Source organism: Sphingorhabdus sp. 109, from assembly GCF_902506555.1.
Classification (GTDB): Bacteria; Pseudomonadota; Alphaproteobacteria; order Sphingomonadales; family Sphingomonadaceae; genus Parasphingorhabdus.
On record NZ_LR732707.1, the window covers coordinates 1,269,316 to 1,286,666 of the forward strand.

Here is a 17,351-nt window from a genome sequence, read left to right on the forward strand (position 1 = left end):
TGCGGGCCAGCCGCTTACCGCTATTCGGCTGCCTGCTGCTCGGGCCATATCGCGCCAACATCGTCGCCCTTGTGGCGATCGGGCATTTGCCGTCCGGTTTCCGCGAAATAGGTCAGTTCAGCGATATTGGTGGCATGGTCACCGATGCGTTCGAGATTTTTCGCGATGAACAGCAAATGGGCGGATTCGCTGATATAGGCCTGATTCTCTACCATATAGGTGATAATCGCGCGGAAAATGCTGGTGTAAAAATGGTCCAGCGTCTGGTCTCTCGCCCAGACCGAAACCGCCAGATCGGCGTCGCCATCGGCATAGGCCTTGAACGAATCCCGGACCAGCTCGGCGGCGATGTTTGCCATTGAGGGGAGCAGCGAAGCTGGCTCGACCTTGCGGCTGGATTCGGAGACCAGCGGCACGCGCTTGGCAATATTTTTGGCATAGTCGCCAATCCGCTCGGCAATACTGGAAATCTTGAAGGTTGCGATCAGATGGCGCAGGTCATCCGCCATCGGTGCGCGCAAGGCGATTGTCTGGATTGACAGGGCATCAATACGCCGCTCCAGTTCGTCAATATCGCGATCGTCGGCGACAACGGTTTCGGCCAGCGCCAGATCATTGTGCGCGAGCGCCTCGATCGAGCGGACAATCGCGGCGGTGCTCTTGTCTCCCATCTCCAGAACCATCGCCCGGAGATCGTGAATTTCCGCATCAAAAGCGGTCACGGTATGCTGGGCGGTGCTGAGATTCATAAGACATCCTTGTTGCGGCTTCCGCTATTGTAACAAAAATGTCATATAAAAAGCAATATATTTGCCTTCCCGCCTTTCGAGCGGCGATATCCGGCAGGATTGCAACAATCCCGAGCGGCCGGTTCGGTCCCGCTAACGCCCATGAAAAAGGGGCCGTCGTTACCAACGGCCCCTCGGATCAAATCCGCATATGTCTAGTTCGGGAGATGACCCATGTTTGGATCAGGCGATAAGGGGTCACCTATTTCAAAACATCCTTGCTCAGCAGCGGCAGGGTTTCGGCTGCTTTTTTCATCGACTCCCGGGTCGCGTCGGGCGAAGCGATCAGCCCGGCCTTGACCAGATAGCCTTCGCGGGTACCCGCGTTGACGAATTCGGTGACATATTCCTGGATACCGGGAATGACGCCGACATGCTGTTTCTTCACATAGATATAAAGCGGCCGTGCACCAGGATATTCACCCGAAGCGATCGCGTCATAGCTTGGCGTGACGCCGGAAATATCAATCCCGCGCACGGTATCGAGATTTTCCTCGAGGAAGCTGTAGCCGAAAATTCCGACCGCATTGGGGTTGGACTTCAGCTTCTGGACGATGAGATTGTCATTCTCGCCCGTGTCCAGATAGGGGCCATCGGTACGAATCTCGTGACAGATGGCTTCATATTCCTCCTTGTTGCTTTCCTTGAGCGCCTTGGTTCCGGCGTCGGTCTTGCAGCCTACCTCCATGATCAGTTCGGTCAGCGCGTCGCGCGTTCCCGATGTCGATGGCGGGCCGTAGACGCTGATCGGCAGAGAGGGCAGCGACGCATCAATATCCGACCAGTTCTTGGTGGTATTTTCCTTGCCGAACGGCTTGGCGGCGATCGCCTTGTAAATCTGTTCGGGGGTCAGGGCAAAGCTCGGCCCTTCTTTGGATTGCGCCACAGCGATGCCGTCGATGCCGATATTGATCTCGACAATGTCGGTCACCCCATTTGTCTCGCACAGTTCAAATTCGGAAGCCTTCATCCGGCGCGAAGCATTTTCGATATCGGGCGTATCGGCGCCAACACCCGAGCAGAAAAGGCTCATGCCCGCGCCGGTTCCGGTCGATTCCAATACCGGGGCCTTGAAGCTGCCCATGGCGACGAAATTTTCCGATACAGCCTTGGCAAACGGAAAGACCGTCGAGGAGCCGACGATGCGGATCTGGTCCCGGCTACCGCCGCCGCCGCTGTTGCCGGCCTGGTTTTCACAACCGGCCAGTGCTAGTGCGGACATCGCGATTAGTGCAAATTTCGTTTTCATCAATAATTCCCTTGTTCAAGGTGGATTGCGCAGGAAAAATATCCGTACGATCGCTCGAACAAGGCCTCTACTGCCGCACAATGACTTTTGAATTACAGAAATATTTCACAAATATTGCAGCCTCGCTTGGCGAAACCGCAACCCTATCGGGGCAGCCGCTTCATCGCCTCCAATGGCGGACTATCCGGCCGAGCGTGAAACAATTCCACCCGCTCGAAACCGAGGCTGTTGTAGAAACGGCGGTTGGCCGGATTGCTATTTTCCAGATAGGCCATCGTGCCGGCGCGGTCACAGGCATCGAGGACCGGCTGGATCAAACGTCGCCCCAGCCCCCTGCCCCGTCCCGCGCCGGCGACGCCGATGGTAAACAGATAGGCATGCGGCTCGCCGGGATGATGGCCTTCCATCGCTTCGCCGGCCGCCTTGCCCCGCATCAGCGCGCCCCAGCCGCCGCTGGCCAACAGCCCCCAATAGGTCTGCACCATTCCGCTCATCGCCATATCGGGCTTGTCACCGGGCAATAGCCACATCGCAGCCGCAAGGCCTTGGCCATGCTCCTGCAATATCTGGCAGAATCCGTTCGGCGCGTAGAGATGTCGCGCAAGCGCGCGAAACGTCCGCTGCATCGGATCGAAACCGCCAAACAGCCATTTGTTGAACGGATCATCGCGAAAAGCGTCGGCGGTGATCGCCGCAAGCGGTCCGGCATGTTCCGGACCGACCCTGTCGATCCCCTCGACAGGCGCAATGTCCGATGCGGTCAGCATCTGAACTGGAGCCGGTAGCTGTTAATAGATACCGCCTTCGGCCTGCAGGAATTCGTCATCATTCTGTGCCGGACCACGATTGCGATTGGCCTCCTGAGCGCGCGCCCGGGCAGCGGCCCGCTCGGCTAGCAGCTGCGCCTTGCGCGCTTCCAGCCTCGCCAGCAGCTCATCCTTGCGGATCGAACGGCGCGGTTCGGTTTCAGGCTTGAAGACATCCCAAATGACCGCAGACTTGGGATCATCGGTCGGCCAGCCGCCGAACACACGCTTGCCGGTCCTGCGATCTACCCGCACCATCCGTACGCCCTTGGGAGCGACAAACGGCGTTTTCGGCATGCCCACCATCGCCCGTTCGGCAAAACGCCGGAACACCGGCGCGGCAAGCGTACCGCCCTGGGCATAGCCGCCCATGTTGCGCGGCTGGTCATAGCCGAGATAGACACCGGCGACCATGTCGGGCGAACCGCCGACAAACCAGACATTGGTGGGGCCGCTGGACGTTCCGGTCTTGCCGAACAGCGGCCGGTCGAGACTTTTCAGATTTTGCGCGGTACCGCGCGTGATGACGCCCTGAAGAATGTCGATCATCTGATAGGCGGTCATCGGATCCATCAACTGCTTGCCGGCGGGGCGCGGACGCGGCATCGGCTCGCCATCCCAGTCGCTCATATTGCAATCCTCGCAGATCCGCTTGTCGGCGCGGAAAATGACTTCGCCCTGCCGGTTCTGGACAAAATCGATCACCGTCGGTTGCAGTTCGCGCCCGTGATTGGCGAGCATCGAATAGGCATTGGTCAGTTTCATCACCGTAGTGTCGCCAGCGCCCAGGGCAAAAGCGAGATAGGGCTGATAGTCGCCGATACCCATGGTCTTGATCGTTTTTACGACATTCTCCATGCCGGCATCATTGGCGGCACGCACCGTCATCAGGTTACGCGATTGCTCGACACCCCAGCGCAGGGTCTGCTCGCCGGCGCCACGCGAATTGCCGAAGTTCCGGAAACATTTGCGTCCGAGCGAAGCCGACTGGTAGACACAGAACGGGCTGTCGGCAATCAATGTGGCAGGCGTCATGCCCTGGTCGAGCGCCGTCGCATAAACAAAGGGCTTGATCGTCGAGCCGGGCTGCCGCTCGGCCTGGGTGGCCCGGTTGAATGAACTCATCCGGTCGTCGAAGCCGCCCTGCATCGCCCATATCCGGCCGTTGCGCGGGTTTTGCACCACTATCCCGCCGGAGACCTCCGGCACATTTTCCAGCCGGTAGCGGCTACCACCCTGCGGGCTGACAGCGATAATATCTCCAGCCTTCAAGGCGCCCGGAACGGAATTTATCCGGCCCGTGGTCCCGTCGGTAAAACCGATTTCTGCGCCGCCACCGGTCCGCCGGATGGCTACCGCGATCCGCCAGTTGGCATAATCGGTATTGATGAAGGTCGACGCGAGACGCTGCGCCCATTGCTCGTCCATCTCGATCTTGTTGATCGGACCGCTCCAACCCTTGCCTCTGCTATAGCGCAGCAATCCGCCGCGCAGCGCGTCCTTGGCATATTCCTGCAGTTCGGGGTTCAGCGACGTGCGCACCCAAAGACCGCCGGAGTAAACACTATAAGGACCTGCTTTCTCGTTCTCGCCGAATTTCTCGATCAGCTGGCGGCGGACTTCCTCGATGAAATATCCTCCAACCCGCTCGAAGCGGGGACCGGAACGCGAGATCGCGCCCAGCGGCTGGGCTATGGCTTCCTGATGCTGCGCATCGGTGATCCAGCCATTCTCGTGCATTTCGCCAAGCACCCAGTTGCGGCGGTTGATCGCCCGCTGTTCGTGCACTTCCGGACGATAGTTGGACGGTCCCTTGGGCAGAATCGCCAGATAGGCGATTTCATGCAGAGCCAGCGCGTCGACATCCTTGCCGAAATACGCCTGTGCCGCGGCCTGCACGCCATAGGCATTGCGACCGAGAAAAATCTGGTTGAGATAGAGTTCGAGAATTTCCTCTTTCGTCAACACATCCTCGATCCGGTACGCCAGAATCGCTTCGCGGACCTTGCGGCGATAGGAAACTTCGCTGCTCAGCAACAGGTTCTTGGCCACCTGCTGCGTGATGGTGGACGCTCCGACGGGCCGGCCACTTCTGGTGATATTGGTGACGATCGCGGTCGCGATGCCGGGATAGTCCAGCCCACCATGTTCAAAAAACGTACGGTCTTCCGCCGCCAGATAGGCGCGGACCAGCAACGCCGGATATTCCGAATATTCCAGCTGGACCCGCCGCTCGCGCGCATAGCTGTGCACCGGTTCACCGTCATAGGCGCGGACCATTGTCGGCAGCGGCGGCTCATAGGATTGCAAGGCCGTGGCATCGGGCAGATCGCGCGCAAAAATCAGCCAGATCAGCAGCCAGCCCAGCACACATAGCGCGAGAAAAGCGACAAGCAGCCGAAACCATTTCTTCTGCCAGAATCTTTCGATCCGCTCGAAAAAACTGCCCGTGCTTCGTTCGAGCTTGTAGGCGAGACTTTCTCCAGCCGTATCTGACGCATCATTTACCATAGGCTGCGCTATCTAAACCGGCTCGCAACCATTTTCCAGCGATTATCGATGAAAAACGCGCCTGCGCTTGGCGTGGGACAAGCGGGCAGACCGGTCCGGCTTTTTTGCTCTAGCGCATCGCCAGTTTGCGGGCAAAATGTGACTCGATTGCGCTGGCGACACCGGACGCAACCTTGCTCCGGCCTTCGCGCGAATTCAGGAAGGCCACGTCATTCTTGTTGGTCAGATAGCCGGTTTCAAACAAAACCGACGGCGTGTCGGGAGCCTTGAGCACAACAAAGGATGCGTAGCGGTGCGGAATCTTGCGGAACGGCATCTGCCGACTGCCTTCGCGGTGGAGCAACTTAGCGAAATCCGCGGAGACATTCATGGTTTCGCGCTGGGTCAGGTCGATCAGGATCGAGGACACATCTTTCGTCGCACCACCCAGATTGACGCCGTTAATGATATTGGACTTGTTCTCGCGCGCGGCCAGTTTGGCCGCTTCGCGGTCGGAAGCAACTTCAGACAATGTATAAACAGTGGCACCGGATGCGGTCTCGCTGCCAGCGGCATCGGCATGGATCGACATGAAAAGGTCCGCGTCGAGCCGGCGGGCAATGCCATAGCGTTCTTCGAGCACCAGGAACTCGTCTTTTTCCCGGGTCAGCGCGACCCGGACCCTGCCCCCGGCTACCAGCCGGTCGCGAATGGCTTTGGCAATGGCCAGCGTGACATTTTTCTCCCGCGCACTTCCGTGCGGAGATATTGCCCCCGGGTCATGACCGCCATGGCCGGCATCGATAACCACCAGCGGACGGTTCGGATCGCTGGGGCCATAGATTTTCGGCAACTTGACCGAATCCTCGGGCTTTCCCAGCGGCACTTTCACACTATATTTGGTCCTCGGCGGTTCGGCACGAAACTGTGCCGGCGGCAGAAAGGACAGCCGTCCACTCGCCAACTGGGCATGGCCTACCGGCTTCAGACTCAGGTTCAGGCTTTTTCCGTCTTTCGAAAAACTGCCGCTCGTGACCACGGCCGGGCGATCCAGATCAAACACGATCCGTGCGGTATCGGGATCATATTGCCCCTGGCGGACCGATTTGATCATGCCGGTTGCGTAGCCGCCGCGCCCGGCCTTGCCGCCACGCACGTCAATGGCAATGCGGTCCGGTCCGATCAGCGAAAAGGCAGAGGCCCCTTCTACCAGATCATCAAAGGAGATCGTAATTTGCGAGCCATTGGCCTCGATCCGGCTGACAGAGCCTGCATGAGCTGGAGAAACGGTGGCCAGTGCCGACGCCAATATTGTTACCAGAGCCATGGTCCGCTTATGCATCCGGTGTGCCTTTTTGGTCCAGTCAATTTTCATAGATCACGGCGTCCTGCTGATTTCACCCCGCAAATCGGAGTGAAGACGGCATTAAGGATGCTTTCGTAAGGCGCCGTAAAATGACGCGGTTAACGGGCCATTAGGCATGTTTCGCCGAAGTCAGCTAATGTCGGCGATGTTTCCAGCCTGTCACAGTTTGTGTTGCCGATCCGCGCGAGCAGTGCTAGCACAGCTGTTGAACTGTTCGGAAAGAATCCGGAATTGGTTCGACTAAATGCCGGAAATCATTCGGCATCTACCAGGTTGACGCAACATGAGGCATGAAATCTCCGGCTTAGAGGCTCTCCGTTCAGGAGGCGCTTCCATGCGCGGAAAGACTTTGGCTAACGGCCAGAGCCATGCGGTTGTTGCAGACGCATTTTTATCTAAAATATTTCAAATCAACCGGATGACGACGCCCGCCCCTCATCAAAGGATCGCGCGCACGAAAACGTCATCCCCATTATATTGCATGGACCCGCCGGGCTCTGATCCGGCGCTCCCTGCCAGGAGACTATTGAATGACTACGCGCATGCTAATCGACGCGCGCCACCAGGAAGAAACCCGGGTAGCGGTCGTAAAAGGAAACAAGATTGAGGAATTCGATTTTGAATCTTCCGAGCACAAACAACTTAAAGGCAATATCTATCTAGCAAAAGTTACCCGGGTCGAACCCTCGCTGCAGGCAGCGTTTGTTGATTATGGCGGCAACCGTCACGGTTTCCTCGCCTTTTCCGAGATCCACCCCGACTATTACCAGATTCCGAGAGAAGACCGCGAAGCGCTGCTGGCCGAAGAAGCCGAGCATGCGGCTGAAGAGGCCGCGCTGCGCGCGCAGGAAGAGGAAGAGGATGACGCGCCCGCCGATATGGTGCGCAGCGAAGCCACCGAAGAACTCGACACCGCGCTGGTTGAAGTCGACCAGGACGAAAGCGTCGATACGATCGACGTTACCGAAGGCGAAATCCCGGTAGAAAATGGCGACGACGAAGACGAGGACGAGGATGATGAGTCCGAGGACGAATCTTCGGACGACGGTGAAGAAGCCGGAGGCGAAACCAAGGCCAAGAGCGGCGGTCGCCGCGGTCGCGGTGGTCGCCAGAAGGGCCGCGGCAAGGGTAGCATGCCCAAGGCCAGCGACCAGGCCCGCCAGAAGCGCATGGCCCTGCGCAAGCGCTACAAGATCCAGGACGTTATCCAGCGGCGGCAGGTCGTCCTCGTTCAGGTCGTCAAGGAAGAACGCGGCAACAAGGGCGCAGCGCTCACCACCTATCTCAGCCTCGCCGGACGCTATTGCGTGCTTATGCCGAACACCTCGCACGGTGGCGGGATCAGCCGCAAAATCAATAACGCTGGCGATCGCAAGCGGTTGAAATCGATCATCGCAGACCTGAAGTTGCCGACCAGCATGGGGTGCATCGTCCGCACCGCCGGACTGTCCCGCACCAAACCGGAAATCAAGCGTGACTTTGACTATCTCGCCCGTCTCTGGGACGAAATCCGCGAAAAGACGCTGAGCGCGACGGCCCCCAGCCTGATCCACAGCGACAGCGATCTGATCAAGCGCGCGATCCGTGATATTTACAATCGCGAGATCGAGGAAGTGCTGGTCGAGGGCGCCAACGGCTATACGGCGGCGAAGAATTTCATGAAACTGCTGATGCCGAGCCACAGCAAGCGGGTGAAAAGCTATGCCGATCCGGTCTCGCTGTTCCAGCGCTATGGCGTCGAGGACCAGCTTTCGGCCATGTACTCGCCGGAAGTGCAACTGAAATCCGGCGGCTATCTGGTAATCAACCCGACCGAGGCGCTGGTCTCGATCGACATCAACTCGGGCCGCTCGACCCGCGAACACGGCATCGAGGCAACCGCGGTCAAGACCAATATGGAAGCCGCAGCCGAAATCGCGCGCCAGCTGCGCCTGCGTGACATGGCCGGACTGGTGGTTATCGATTTCATCGACATGGACCGCAACGGCAATGTCCGCAAGGTCGAGCGGGCGATGCGTGATGCGTTGAAAAATGACCGCGCGCGGATTCAGGTCGGACGGATTTCCAGCTTCGGCCTGATGGAAATGAGTCGCCAGCGCCTGCGCACCGGCGTGCTCGAAGCTTCCACAAAAGTCTGCCCGCATTGCGAAGGCACCGGACTGGTGCGGACGGCATCCTCTGCCGCGCTGTCGGTTTTGCGTCTGCTCGAGGAAGAGGCCGCCAAGGGCAAGGCCAGCCAGATCAGCCTGCGCACCAGCCAGGAAGCCTGCATCTATGTGCTGAACAGCAAGCGTCACGAAATCGAGGATATCGAGAAACGTTACGGCGTCTCGATCGAGATCGTGCCGGACGGCGAAACCGAGGGCGCGCGGATGGAAATCCAGACCTCCGGCAGCCCGCCAAAGAATATGCCGAAGTTCGAGCCGATTATCGATGATGACGAGGATGATCGGAGCGAGGACACGGACAATAGCGGAAGCGATGCCCGCGGCGACCGCAATGATGGCGAGGAACGACCGAAGCGCAAACGGCGTCGGCGCGGCAGACGCAATCGGGGCGGTGATCGCGGCGAAGCCAATACATCCGAGAATAACGGCGAAAACACCGCTGAAACCTCCGGCGATGACAAGGGCGGCGACAAGGGTGCCGATGACAAGGGCGCCGATGACAAGGGCGAGACAGCAGCGGCACCGGAAAATAGCGATGCCGGCGAGCAGACCGAAAAGCCCAAGCCACGCTCGCGCCGTACCAGCGCCCGCAAGGCCGATGCCGAGCCGGTAGCGGATAGCGAGGCTGCAGACGGCGAGAAAGCCGAAGCCAAGCCGCGCACCAGACGCCGCTCTGCCAAGAGCGAAGCCCCGGCCGAACAGCCGGCAGCGAGCGCCGAGCCGGAAGCCGAAGAGAAGCCGAAACGGCGCCGCGCACCGCGCAAGGCCAAGCCGGCAGCCGATGCACCTGTTGCAGAAGCCGCAGGCGAGACAGCGGACGCCACAGCCGAGAAGAAGGCGCCGGCGAAACGTGCGACGCGATCGCGGGCGAAAAAAACGGACAGTGCCGAGAATGCTGACAAGGCTGCAACCGAAGCGCCGAAAGCGACCAGGGAGAAAGAACCCGGGGCAAAGGCACCTGCCAAGCCGCGGAAGCCAAGAGCGGCGGCCAAACCGAAGGAAGAAGCCGCAGCCAAACCCGCGAAGGAAACCGCAGCGAAGCCAAAAGAGGACGTCAAGGCGCCCGAAAGTGACGCGAAGGAATCCGGTGACGGGGAAACTCCGCGCCAGGGCTGGTGGCAGCGCACATTTGGATGACTGGAATTTGATGCTCCCGCCAGATGTTTCTGGCGGGAACATCATGATTTTCATCCACCGTTCAGCCAGTTAATGGCAGAAGAAAGGGCTCCAGCCAGACTTTCATGCTAAGGAATTTCATGCGCAATTTTTTTGCTGTTTCATTTTCCCGCATCGGTCTGCCCACCACAGGCCGGCTGTCCCGCCTGATGGTTGCCTTTCTGGCGATCCTATCGATCGCCGTCCAACCCGTCGCAGCCCAGTCGATCTTGCGCGATGCCGAAACCGAAGCCCTGTTCACCGACATGGTTGCGCCGCTGGTGGCTGTTTCCGAACTGGATGCGGACGAAGTGGAGGTTGTCCTGATCAACGACAGCCAGATCAATGCTTTCGTCGCCGGTGGCCAGCGCATCTATTTCTATTCCGGTCTGATCGAGACAGCCGACAGCGCCAATGAAGTGCAAGGCGTTATGGCGCATGAACTCGGTCATATCACCGGCGGCCATATCATCCGCTTTGACGAGGGCGCGAAAACCGCGACCGGTATTACCATTCTCAGCCTCGTTCTCGGCGCGGCGGCCATCGCTGCAGGAGCCGGTGACGCCGGTATGGGCATATTGGCCGCTGGCCAGCAAGCCGCCATGGGCAAATTCCTCGCCTTCAGCCGGGTACAGGAGCGGTCCGCCGATTCCGCCGGCGCCCGCTATCTCGGTGCCGCGGGCATATCCGGCAGAGGTTCGATCAACTTTTTCAAGAAGCTGCAAAATTACGAATTCCGTCTCGGCATACCGCAAGAGGACAGCTACGGGCGGACCCATCCGCTGTCCGGCGAGCGGGTCACTCTGCTCCGCGACGTCTATCAACAGGATCCGGCCTGGGACAAACCGTCCGATCCGGAGATCGAAGCCCGGTTCCAGCGGGTCAAGGCCAAGCTGCTCGGCTTCACCTCGGACCCTGCCGTGACCTTGCGTAAATATCCTGAAAGCGACCAGTCGGTTCCTGCCCGCTATGCGCGCGCCTATGCCTGGCACAAAAGCGCCTATCCGGACCGGGCGCTCTATGAAGCCAATAATCTGCTCAAGACGGCGCCGGACGACCCCTATTTTCTGGAGCTGCAAGGCCAGATCCTGCTCGAATCCGGCAATCCCGACGGCGCTCTGAAATCGCTGCGCAAATCGGTTCGGCTAACCAACAACCAGCCACTGATTGCCAGTCTGTTTGGCCACGCCCTGATCGCCACCGAAGATCCGCAATATCTGGACGAGGCCGCGCAGGTTCTGAAAGCGGCGGTGAACAAGGATAACCGCAATCCCTTCGCCTGGTACCAGCTGGGCGTGGTCTACTCCCAGAAAGGCGATCTGGCGCGGGCACAACTGGCGACGGCGGAAAGCGCTTTGCTGGAGCGCAATTATGCCGGCGCCATCCGCAGCTCCCAGGTTGCCATGTCCGGCATCCCTGAAAACACCCCCGACTGGATCCGGGCGCAGGATATATCCTTCATCGCCAAGGCCGAATTTGAAAAGAACAACCGCCGCCGTTAAGTCGTGATGCGCCGGTCCGCACCGTTTGGGCTGGACAAGGCGGGCGGCCATGGCCAATGCCATGCTTCAAGGAAAGAACCCGATTGTGGACAATATTTCAAACAGAAAGTGGATGATTATGGCGGGTGGCGGATTGGCCATAGCGGCAGCAGTGAGTGTCTGGTTCTGGCAGACCGGCAGCAGCGCCTCGACCGAAGCGGCCAGCGAAGCCGCGCTGGCGGCGGGGATCAATGCCCAGGAGCAGAAAGCGATCGAGGCCATTGTCCGCGACTATATTCTCAACAATCCGGAGATCATTCCCGAGGCGGTTGAAATATTGCAGAACCGCCAGAAGGCAGGCGCGATCGATACGATTCGGGCAGAAATCGAAAAGCCCTTCGCCGGCAATGCCTTTGCCGGAAATCCCGATGGCGACGTGGTGGTGGTAGAATATTCCGATTTCAACTGCCCCTATTGCAAGCAGACGGAACGCGATATCGCCCGGTTGATTGCCGAAGACAAGAATGTCAAAGTGGTGTTCCGCGAACTGCCCATTCTCAGCGAGGCCAGCAACGACGCCGCGCTGATGGCGCTGGCCGCGGCCAAGCAGGGCAAATATTATGCCTTTCACAAGACCATGTTCGCCACCGGACGCCCGACACCCTCGACCATCGAGGCTGCCGCCAATGAAGTCGGTCTCGATATGGCAGCCGCGCGCACCTTCATCGCCTCTGCGGAAGCCAAGAAGGAGATCGAGGACAATATTGCTGCCGCGCAACAGTTGCGTTTCACCGGCACGCCGGCCTGGGTGGTCGGCAACCAGTCGGAAGTCGGCGCGGTTGGTTATGACGGGCTGAAAGCGATGGTCGCGAAAGCGCGCGCTGCAAACTAGGCGTCTTCCGCCCTGCCCTTGAAACCCTGGGCAATCACATACCATTCGGACGACCCCTTGCGGCTGGCCGGCGGCTTGGCATGTTTGACGACTTCGAAATGCTGTTTGAGCAAAGTCAGCAACTCGTTATCGGTCCCGCCTGCCAGCACCTTGGCGACAAAGGCACCGCCCTTTTGCAGATTTTCAACCGCAAAATAGGCACCGGCCTCGACCAGCCCCATGGTTCGCAAATGGTCCGTCTGCTGGTGGCCCACCGTATTGGCAGCCATGTCGGACAATACCAGATCCGGCGCGCTGCCGAGCGCTTCGATCAGCAGGTCCGGCGCGGCATCATCCATGAAGTCCATCTTGAAAATGGTCACCCCGTCGATCGGATCGACATCGAGCAGGTCAATACCGACCACCGCTGCCTTGGGCGCGAATTTTCGTATCACCTGGGCCCATCCCCCCGGCGCTATGCCGAGATCGACCACTGCTTTGGCTTTGCGCACCAGCTTGAAGCGCTCGTCCAGTTCCAGCAGCTTGTAAGCGGCGCGTGACCGATAGCCCTCGGCTTTCGCCTGTTTGACATAAGGGTCGTTGAGCTGTCGCTCGAGCCAGCGCGTCGAACCGATTTTCCGGCCCTTGGCGGTTTTGACTTTTTGTCTGATTCCCGACCTTCCCCTGCTCATCGTGCCGGACTCCGTTCATTTGCCGACATCAGCGAGCGCAATATGCCTTCGCGAATGCCCCGGTCCGCGACGCCGACACGGCTAGCCGGCCAGATATCCAGGATGGATTCCAATATGGCGCAGCCGCCGACGACCAGATCGGCACGCTCGCGGCCGATACACGGGATGTCCGCCCGCTCCTGCGGCGACGCATGGGCCAGCATGGTGCTGATCTCCCGCATCGATTCCGTGGGAACGATAAGACCGTCGATCACCTTGCGGTCATATTGGGGCAGTTTCAGATGCAGGCTGGCCAAGGTGGTCACCGTCCCGCTGGTGCCGAGCAGACGATAGTCGCACTGGTCGAGCCGCGGCAAGCGCGCGGCAAATTCCGCAAAACTGTCAGTGACCCGGGCCCGCATCGCGGCGAAGGCCTGGCGGCGCGCAACCGGATCGTCGCCATCGAATTTCTCGCTCTCGGTCAGCGAAACCACACCCCAGGGGGCGCTCTGCCAGTCGAGAATTTCCGGCGCCGAGCCGCTGGTATCAACCAGCACCAGTTCCGTTGAACCACCGCCAATGTCAAAGATAAGCGCCGGTCCCTTGCCCGGTTCGAGCAGGATATGACAGCCGAGCACTGCCAGCCGTGCTTCTTCTTCCGCCGTGATTACATCGAGCGCAATGCCGGTTTCCCGGCGCACCCGTTCGATAAACTTGTCGCCGTTGCTGGCACGCCGGCAGGCTTCGGTCGCCACCGAGCGGGCCAAAGTCACATTGCGACGCCGCAGCTTGTCGGCGCAGATCGACAAAGCGGCGACCGCACGGTCCATGGCGCGATTGCTGATTTTTCCGGTTTCGACCAGTCCTTCGCCCAGACGCACAACGCGCGAGAAGGCATCGGTGACAATGAAACCGTCCGACGACGGTTTTGCCACCAGCAAGCGGCAGTTGTTGGTGCCCAGATCGATTGCTGCATAGGACCGCAATTTGGGCCAGCGGCCGTTGCCTGCGTGAACAGGAGGCGCAACTCGACTCTGTCCATTATGTGTCGCCGCATGATTCGGGCGGGATTTCCTTGCGGATGATCCGCCTTTTGTATCTAGCGGCGATGGGGATGCTTGATCCGCCATAACCGTACTCTTATGTTCTCCGGATCGGATAATACCGCCGGTACTTGCCGGGGAAGATAACGCCGCAGCGGCTGAGACGCAAGGGGCGGTAACCAAGTCGAACGGAAAATTGCATGTGCGGCCGCAAATTCAGCCACGAAGAACTGACCTGGGCGGAATATCGCGACATATTGGCGATCGTCCAGCCGCCTCCGGAAAGCAATTTCCAGCCCAATTATAATATCTGCCCGACCCAGCGGGTGCCGGTGTGCGTCGCCGGTGACGGTAGCCGGAGGCTCGAACTGATGCATTGGGGCCTTGTTCCGCACTGGGCGCGCGACAGGAAATTTGCCGCCAAGATGATCAACGCCCGCGCCGAGACCCTGGCGGAGAAGCCTTCCTTCAAGCCGCTGCTGGCGGAACGTCGCTGTATCATCATGGTCTCCGGATTTTACGAATGGCAGCGCGCCGGAGCAGAGAAAATACCCTATAAGGTCGAGCGCAGCGATCAGCAGCCGATGCTGCTTGCCGGCCTGTGGACGCACAATGACCGGCTCGACATCAACAGCTATGCGGTCATCACCACCGCCGCGCCGCCCGCCTTCGCGCCGATCCATGACCGCGCGCCGGCCATTCTCGAACGGGCCGACGTCGACATCTGGATGGATGGTGGCTGGAAAGAGGCGGAAAAGCTGACGAAAAGCTTTCAGGGCGGTCTCGATGCAACACGGATTTCCAGTCTGGTGAACAGCAACCGCAATAATGGTCCCGAACTGCTGCAACCAATCGCAGAATAAGATCAGCAAAAAGCTTGACCGCAGACTTATCCCTGCCTATTGCCGCGCACCGGCACTCCCCTGTCGTCTAATGGTAAGACTACGGACTCTGACTCCGTCAATTGAGGTTCGAATCCTCACGGGGGATCCAATTTTTCCCACATCATGCGTTTCGCCTTGGCAGCGCTTTAATGGTCTCTTTCAGGCTATGCCGTTGGGCCGAAACGCAACGAAGCGACAAACGTTTGATCGCTTGTCGCTTCGATGGTTTTCTTGTCGCGCCACAGCGCCACCGATAAAGCGCGCTATTAGCCCGAGACGCGGTCCCAGTGGCGCAATTGCCGGCACTGGGCGAGGAAGTCCGCAGCGTCCTTCGTCGCGCCGATTTCCACGACACCGTCGTCGATCTTGTCGGCGATCCCTGCCGCTTTCAGCAGCGGCATGGCCCCTGCGGAATAAGCGATGAACTTCACATGGGCGAAGGCGTCGCTGACGAAATCCTGGCTAGGCTTGTTGCTCGCCAGTTTCTCGGCTGCATCCTCGGACATGACCAGCGCCACGGCGTCGAACACCACCGACGGACCGCCGTCGATCTTTTCGTCCGCCGGCATCATCTTGCCGTCCGACAGTTTCGCGCCAGCGATATGCGGCGCGATGATTGCGGTGGTGCCGCCTTCATCCTCGACCGCCTTTTTCAGCGCCTCGACCAGGTCGGCATCGCCGCCCTCGGCGATATAGATGCCGAGCTTGCGACCCGAAAAGCGTTCCGGCGGATTTTTGAGCATGCTGAGCGCATCCGATGCCGGGAGATCATCCACCGGCTTGCGCGCAGGTTTGATCCTCTCGGGCAGCTTGTCCATGCCGATGCCGTCGGCGACATTTTTCGCCAGATCATCGTCGATATTGCGCAGATGGCCCACCATCCGCTCGCGGATCGCAGCCTTGCCCACCTTGGAAAGTTCGAAGGTGATCGCGGCGGCAATATGGTCCTGCTCGATTGGCGTCTGGCTGATATAGAATTGCCGCGCCTGGCTATAATGGTCGGCAAAAGTCTCGGAGCGGACGCGCTGCTTGGTGCCGTCCATTTCTTCCGGATAGCTTTTGAAACCCTTGGCCGGATCCTCGCGTGGTCCCTCGCCTTCGTCCCAGCTGTTCGGCTCGTAATTGACCCGCCCCTTGGGATTGGTCATCGCCATATGGCCGTCCTGCTGATAATGGCGCACCGGACATTTCGGCGCGTTCACCGGAATATGCGTGAAATTGGGGCTGCCAAGCCGCTTCAGCTGGGTGTCGAGATAGGAGAAATTCCGTCCCTGCAGCAGCGGATCATTGGTAAAGTCGATGCCCGGCACGATATTCTGGGTGCAGAACGCCACCTGCTCGGTCTCGGCGAAGAAATTGTCGACATTATTGTCGAGCACCATCTTGCCGATGATCTTCACAGGCACCTGTTCTTCCGGAATCAGCTTGGTCGGGTCGAGCACGTCGAATTCAAACTCGTCGGCGAATTTGTCGTCGAACACCTGCACGCCCAGTTCCCATTCCGGATAGTCACCGGAATCGACCGCATCCCACATGTCGCGGCGGTGGAAATCGGGGTCCATGCCGTTGATTTTCAGCGCCTCGTTCCACACCACCGACTGCATGCCCTGCTTCGGCTTCCAGTGGAATTTGACGAAATGGGATTTGCCGTCTGCGTTGACCAGCCGGAAGGTATGGACGCCGAAACCCTCCATGAAACGCAGCGAGCGCGGAATGGCCCGGTCGGACATCACCCACATCACCATATGCATGGATTCCGGGCTCAGCGAGATGAAGTCCCAAAAATTGTCATGCGCGCTCTGCGCCTGCGGAAAGCCGCGATCGGGCGCCGGCTTGACCGAATGGATAAGATCCGGGAATTTGATCGCGTCCTGGATGAAGAAGACCGGTATATTATTGCCGACCAGATCCCAATTGCCTTCCTTGGTGTAGAATTTCACCGCAAAGCCGCGCACGTCGCGCGCCACATCGGGAGAGCCCTTACTGCCGGCAACCGTCGAGAAGCGACAGAATAAAGGCGTCTTTTCGCCGACCCGCTGAAAAATATCGGCGCTGGACAATTCGGGGATCGCCTCGGTCAGCTCGAAATGGCCGTGCACGCCATAGCCGCGCGCATGGACGACGCGCTCGGGGATGCGTTCATGGTCGAAGTGGAAAATCTTTTCCCGCATGACCTGGTCTTCCAGCATCGTGCCGCCGCGGGCATGGGCTTTCAGGCTGTTCTGGTCGTCCGACACCGGCACACCCTGCTGCGTGGTCATGACATCATCGTCACCGGTTGCGGTCTGGCGTGGCTCGCCGTTTTCGCCAAGTTTCAGGTCTTTCATGGGCTTTTCCTTCGTTGGGGAACATATCTCTTCTCCCAGACCTACGCAGGTT

The 17,351-nt window shown here is 59.4% G+C and carries 12 protein-coding genes and 1 tRNA gene; 5 read left to right on the plus strand and 8 right to left on the minus strand.

Annotated elements, in window-relative coordinates:
* Positions 1-20: 20 nt before the first annotated feature.
* The 5 genes from phoU to BOSE62_RS06110 all read right to left on the minus strand — a co-directional run bounded on the left by phoU (position 21) and on the right by BOSE62_RS06110 (position 6,708).
* Positions 21-749: a phosphate signaling complex protein PhoU gene (phoU, locus tag BOSE62_RS06090; RefSeq protein WP_159643301.1), complete on the minus strand. Its 729-nt coding sequence runs from the start codon at positions 747-749 to the stop codon at positions 21-23.
* Between the two features lie 241 nt (positions 750-990).
* Positions 991-2,037, minus strand: coding sequence for a substrate-binding domain-containing protein (locus BOSE62_RS06095; protein ID WP_201295637.1), 1,047 nt, complete (start codon positions 2,035-2,037; stop codon positions 991-993).
* 143 nt (positions 2,038-2,180) lie between these two features.
* Positions 2,181-2,804, minus strand: coding sequence for a GNAT family N-acetyltransferase (locus BOSE62_RS06100; RefSeq protein ID WP_159643305.1), 624 nt, complete (start codon positions 2,802-2,804; stop codon positions 2,181-2,183).
* Between the two features lie 21 nt (positions 2,805-2,825).
* On the minus strand, positions 2,826-5,354 hold the full coding sequence (locus BOSE62_RS06105) for a penicillin-binding protein 1A (protein WP_159643307.1): 2,529 nt from the start codon (positions 5,352-5,354) through the stop codon (positions 2,826-2,828).
* Positions 5,355-5,463: 109 nt separating this feature from the next.
* Positions 5,464-6,708: an N-acetylmuramoyl-L-alanine amidase gene (locus BOSE62_RS06110; RefSeq protein ID WP_159643309.1), complete on the minus strand. Its 1,245-nt coding sequence runs from the start codon at positions 6,706-6,708 to the stop codon at positions 5,464-5,466.
* A 521-nt stretch (positions 6,709-7,229) separates the two neighbouring features.
* On the opposite strand from BOSE62_RS06110, the gene BOSE62_RS06115 reads away from it, so the two are divergent.
* From BOSE62_RS06115 to BOSE62_RS06125, 3 genes are all read left to right on the plus strand, one after another.
* On the plus strand, positions 7,230-10,004 hold the full coding sequence (locus BOSE62_RS06115) for an Rne/Rng family ribonuclease (RefSeq protein ID WP_159643311.1): 2,775 nt from the start codon (positions 7,230-7,232) through the stop codon (positions 10,002-10,004).
* A gap of 119 nt (positions 10,005-10,123) precedes the next feature.
* Positions 10,124-11,524, plus strand: a complete 1,401-nt coding sequence (locus tag BOSE62_RS06120) for a M48 family metalloprotease (protein ID WP_201295638.1) — start codon at positions 10,124-10,126, stop codon at positions 11,522-11,524.
* 49 nt (positions 11,525-11,573) lie between these two features.
* The gene (locus BOSE62_RS06125) at positions 11,574-12,395 is read left to right on the plus strand and encodes a DsbA family protein (RefSeq protein ID WP_236553871.1); all 822 of its coding nucleotides are present in this window, start codon (positions 11,574-11,576) and stop codon (positions 12,393-12,395) included.
* Here BOSE62_RS06125 and BOSE62_RS06130 read toward each other — a convergent pair.
* Positions 12,392-13,066, minus strand: a complete 675-nt coding sequence (locus BOSE62_RS06130) for an RlmE family RNA methyltransferase (RefSeq protein WP_159643313.1) — start codon at positions 13,064-13,066, stop codon at positions 12,392-12,394. The two genes, BOSE62_RS06125 and BOSE62_RS06130, sit on opposite strands and share 4 nt — an antisense overlap.
* Positions 13,063-14,175, minus strand: a complete 1,113-nt coding sequence (locus BOSE62_RS06135; RefSeq protein WP_159643315.1) for a Ppx/GppA phosphatase family protein — start codon at positions 14,173-14,175, stop codon at positions 13,063-13,065. Before BOSE62_RS06135 ends, BOSE62_RS06130 begins: the two co-directional genes overlap by 4 nt.
* Positions 14,176-14,288: 113 nt before the next feature.
* Between BOSE62_RS06135 and BOSE62_RS06140 the strand changes: the two genes are divergently transcribed.
* Both BOSE62_RS06140 and BOSE62_RS06145 read left to right on the plus strand, forming a co-directional pair.
* Positions 14,289-14,951 carry an SOS response-associated peptidase gene (locus tag BOSE62_RS06140; protein ID WP_159643317.1) on the plus strand — a complete coding sequence of 221 codons (663 nt, stop codon included), beginning with the start codon at positions 14,289-14,291 and terminating at the stop codon, positions 14,949-14,951.
* A gap of 56 nt (positions 14,952-15,007) precedes the next feature.
* Positions 15,008-15,081 (plus strand) — tRNA-Gln (locus tag BOSE62_RS06145).
* Positions 15,082-15,238: 157 nt separating this feature from the next.
* Here the strand turns inward: BOSE62_RS06145 and BOSE62_RS06150 are convergent.
* The gene (locus BOSE62_RS06150; protein ID WP_159643319.1) at positions 15,239-17,299 is read right to left on the minus strand and encodes a catalase; all 2,061 of its coding nucleotides are present in this window, start codon (positions 17,297-17,299) and stop codon (positions 15,239-15,241) included.
* Between the last annotated feature and the right edge of the window lie 52 nt (positions 17,300-17,351).

Bases quoted from the DNA above. Each gene is read 5' to 3' on its own strand.
- phoU (WP_159643301.1), bottom strand. From the start codon at position 749: ATGAATCTCAGCACCGCCCAGCATACCGTGACCGCTTTTGATGCGGAA.
- BOSE62_RS06095 (WP_201295637.1), bottom strand. From the start codon at position 2,037: ATGAAAACGAAATTTGCACTAATCGCGATGTCCGCACTAGCACTGGCC.
- BOSE62_RS06100 (WP_159643305.1), bottom strand. From the start codon at position 2,804: ATGCTGACCGCATCGGACATTGCGCCTGTCGAGGGGATCGACAGGGTC.
- BOSE62_RS06105 (WP_159643307.1), bottom strand. From the start codon at position 5,354: ATGGTAAATGATGCGTCAGATACGGCTGGAGAAAGTCTCGCCTACAAG.
- BOSE62_RS06110 (WP_159643309.1), bottom strand. From the start codon at position 6,708: ATGAAAATTGACTGGACCAAAAAGGCACACCGGATGCATAAGCGGACC.
- BOSE62_RS06115 (WP_159643311.1), top strand. From the start codon at position 7,230: ATGACTACGCGCATGCTAATCGACGCGCGCCACCAGGAAGAAACCCGG.
- BOSE62_RS06120 (WP_201295638.1), top strand. From the start codon at position 10,124: ATGCGCAATTTTTTTGCTGTTTCATTTTCCCGCATCGGTCTGCCCACC.
- BOSE62_RS06125 (WP_236553871.1), top strand. From the start codon at position 11,574: ATGGCCAATGCCATGCTTCAAGGAAAGAACCCGATTGTGGACAATATT.
- BOSE62_RS06130 (WP_159643313.1), bottom strand. From the start codon at position 13,066: ATGAGCAGGGGAAGGTCGGGAATCAGACAAAAAGTCAAAACCGCCAAG.
- BOSE62_RS06135 (WP_159643315.1), bottom strand. From the start codon at position 14,175: ATGGCGGATCAAGCATCCCCATCGCCGCTAGATACAAAAGGCGGATCA.
- BOSE62_RS06140 (WP_159643317.1), top strand. From the start codon at position 14,289: ATGTGCGGCCGCAAATTCAGCCACGAAGAACTGACCTGGGCGGAATAT.
- BOSE62_RS06150 (WP_159643319.1), bottom strand. From the start codon at position 17,299: ATGAAAGACCTGAAACTTGGCGAAAACGGCGAGCCACGCCAGACCGCA.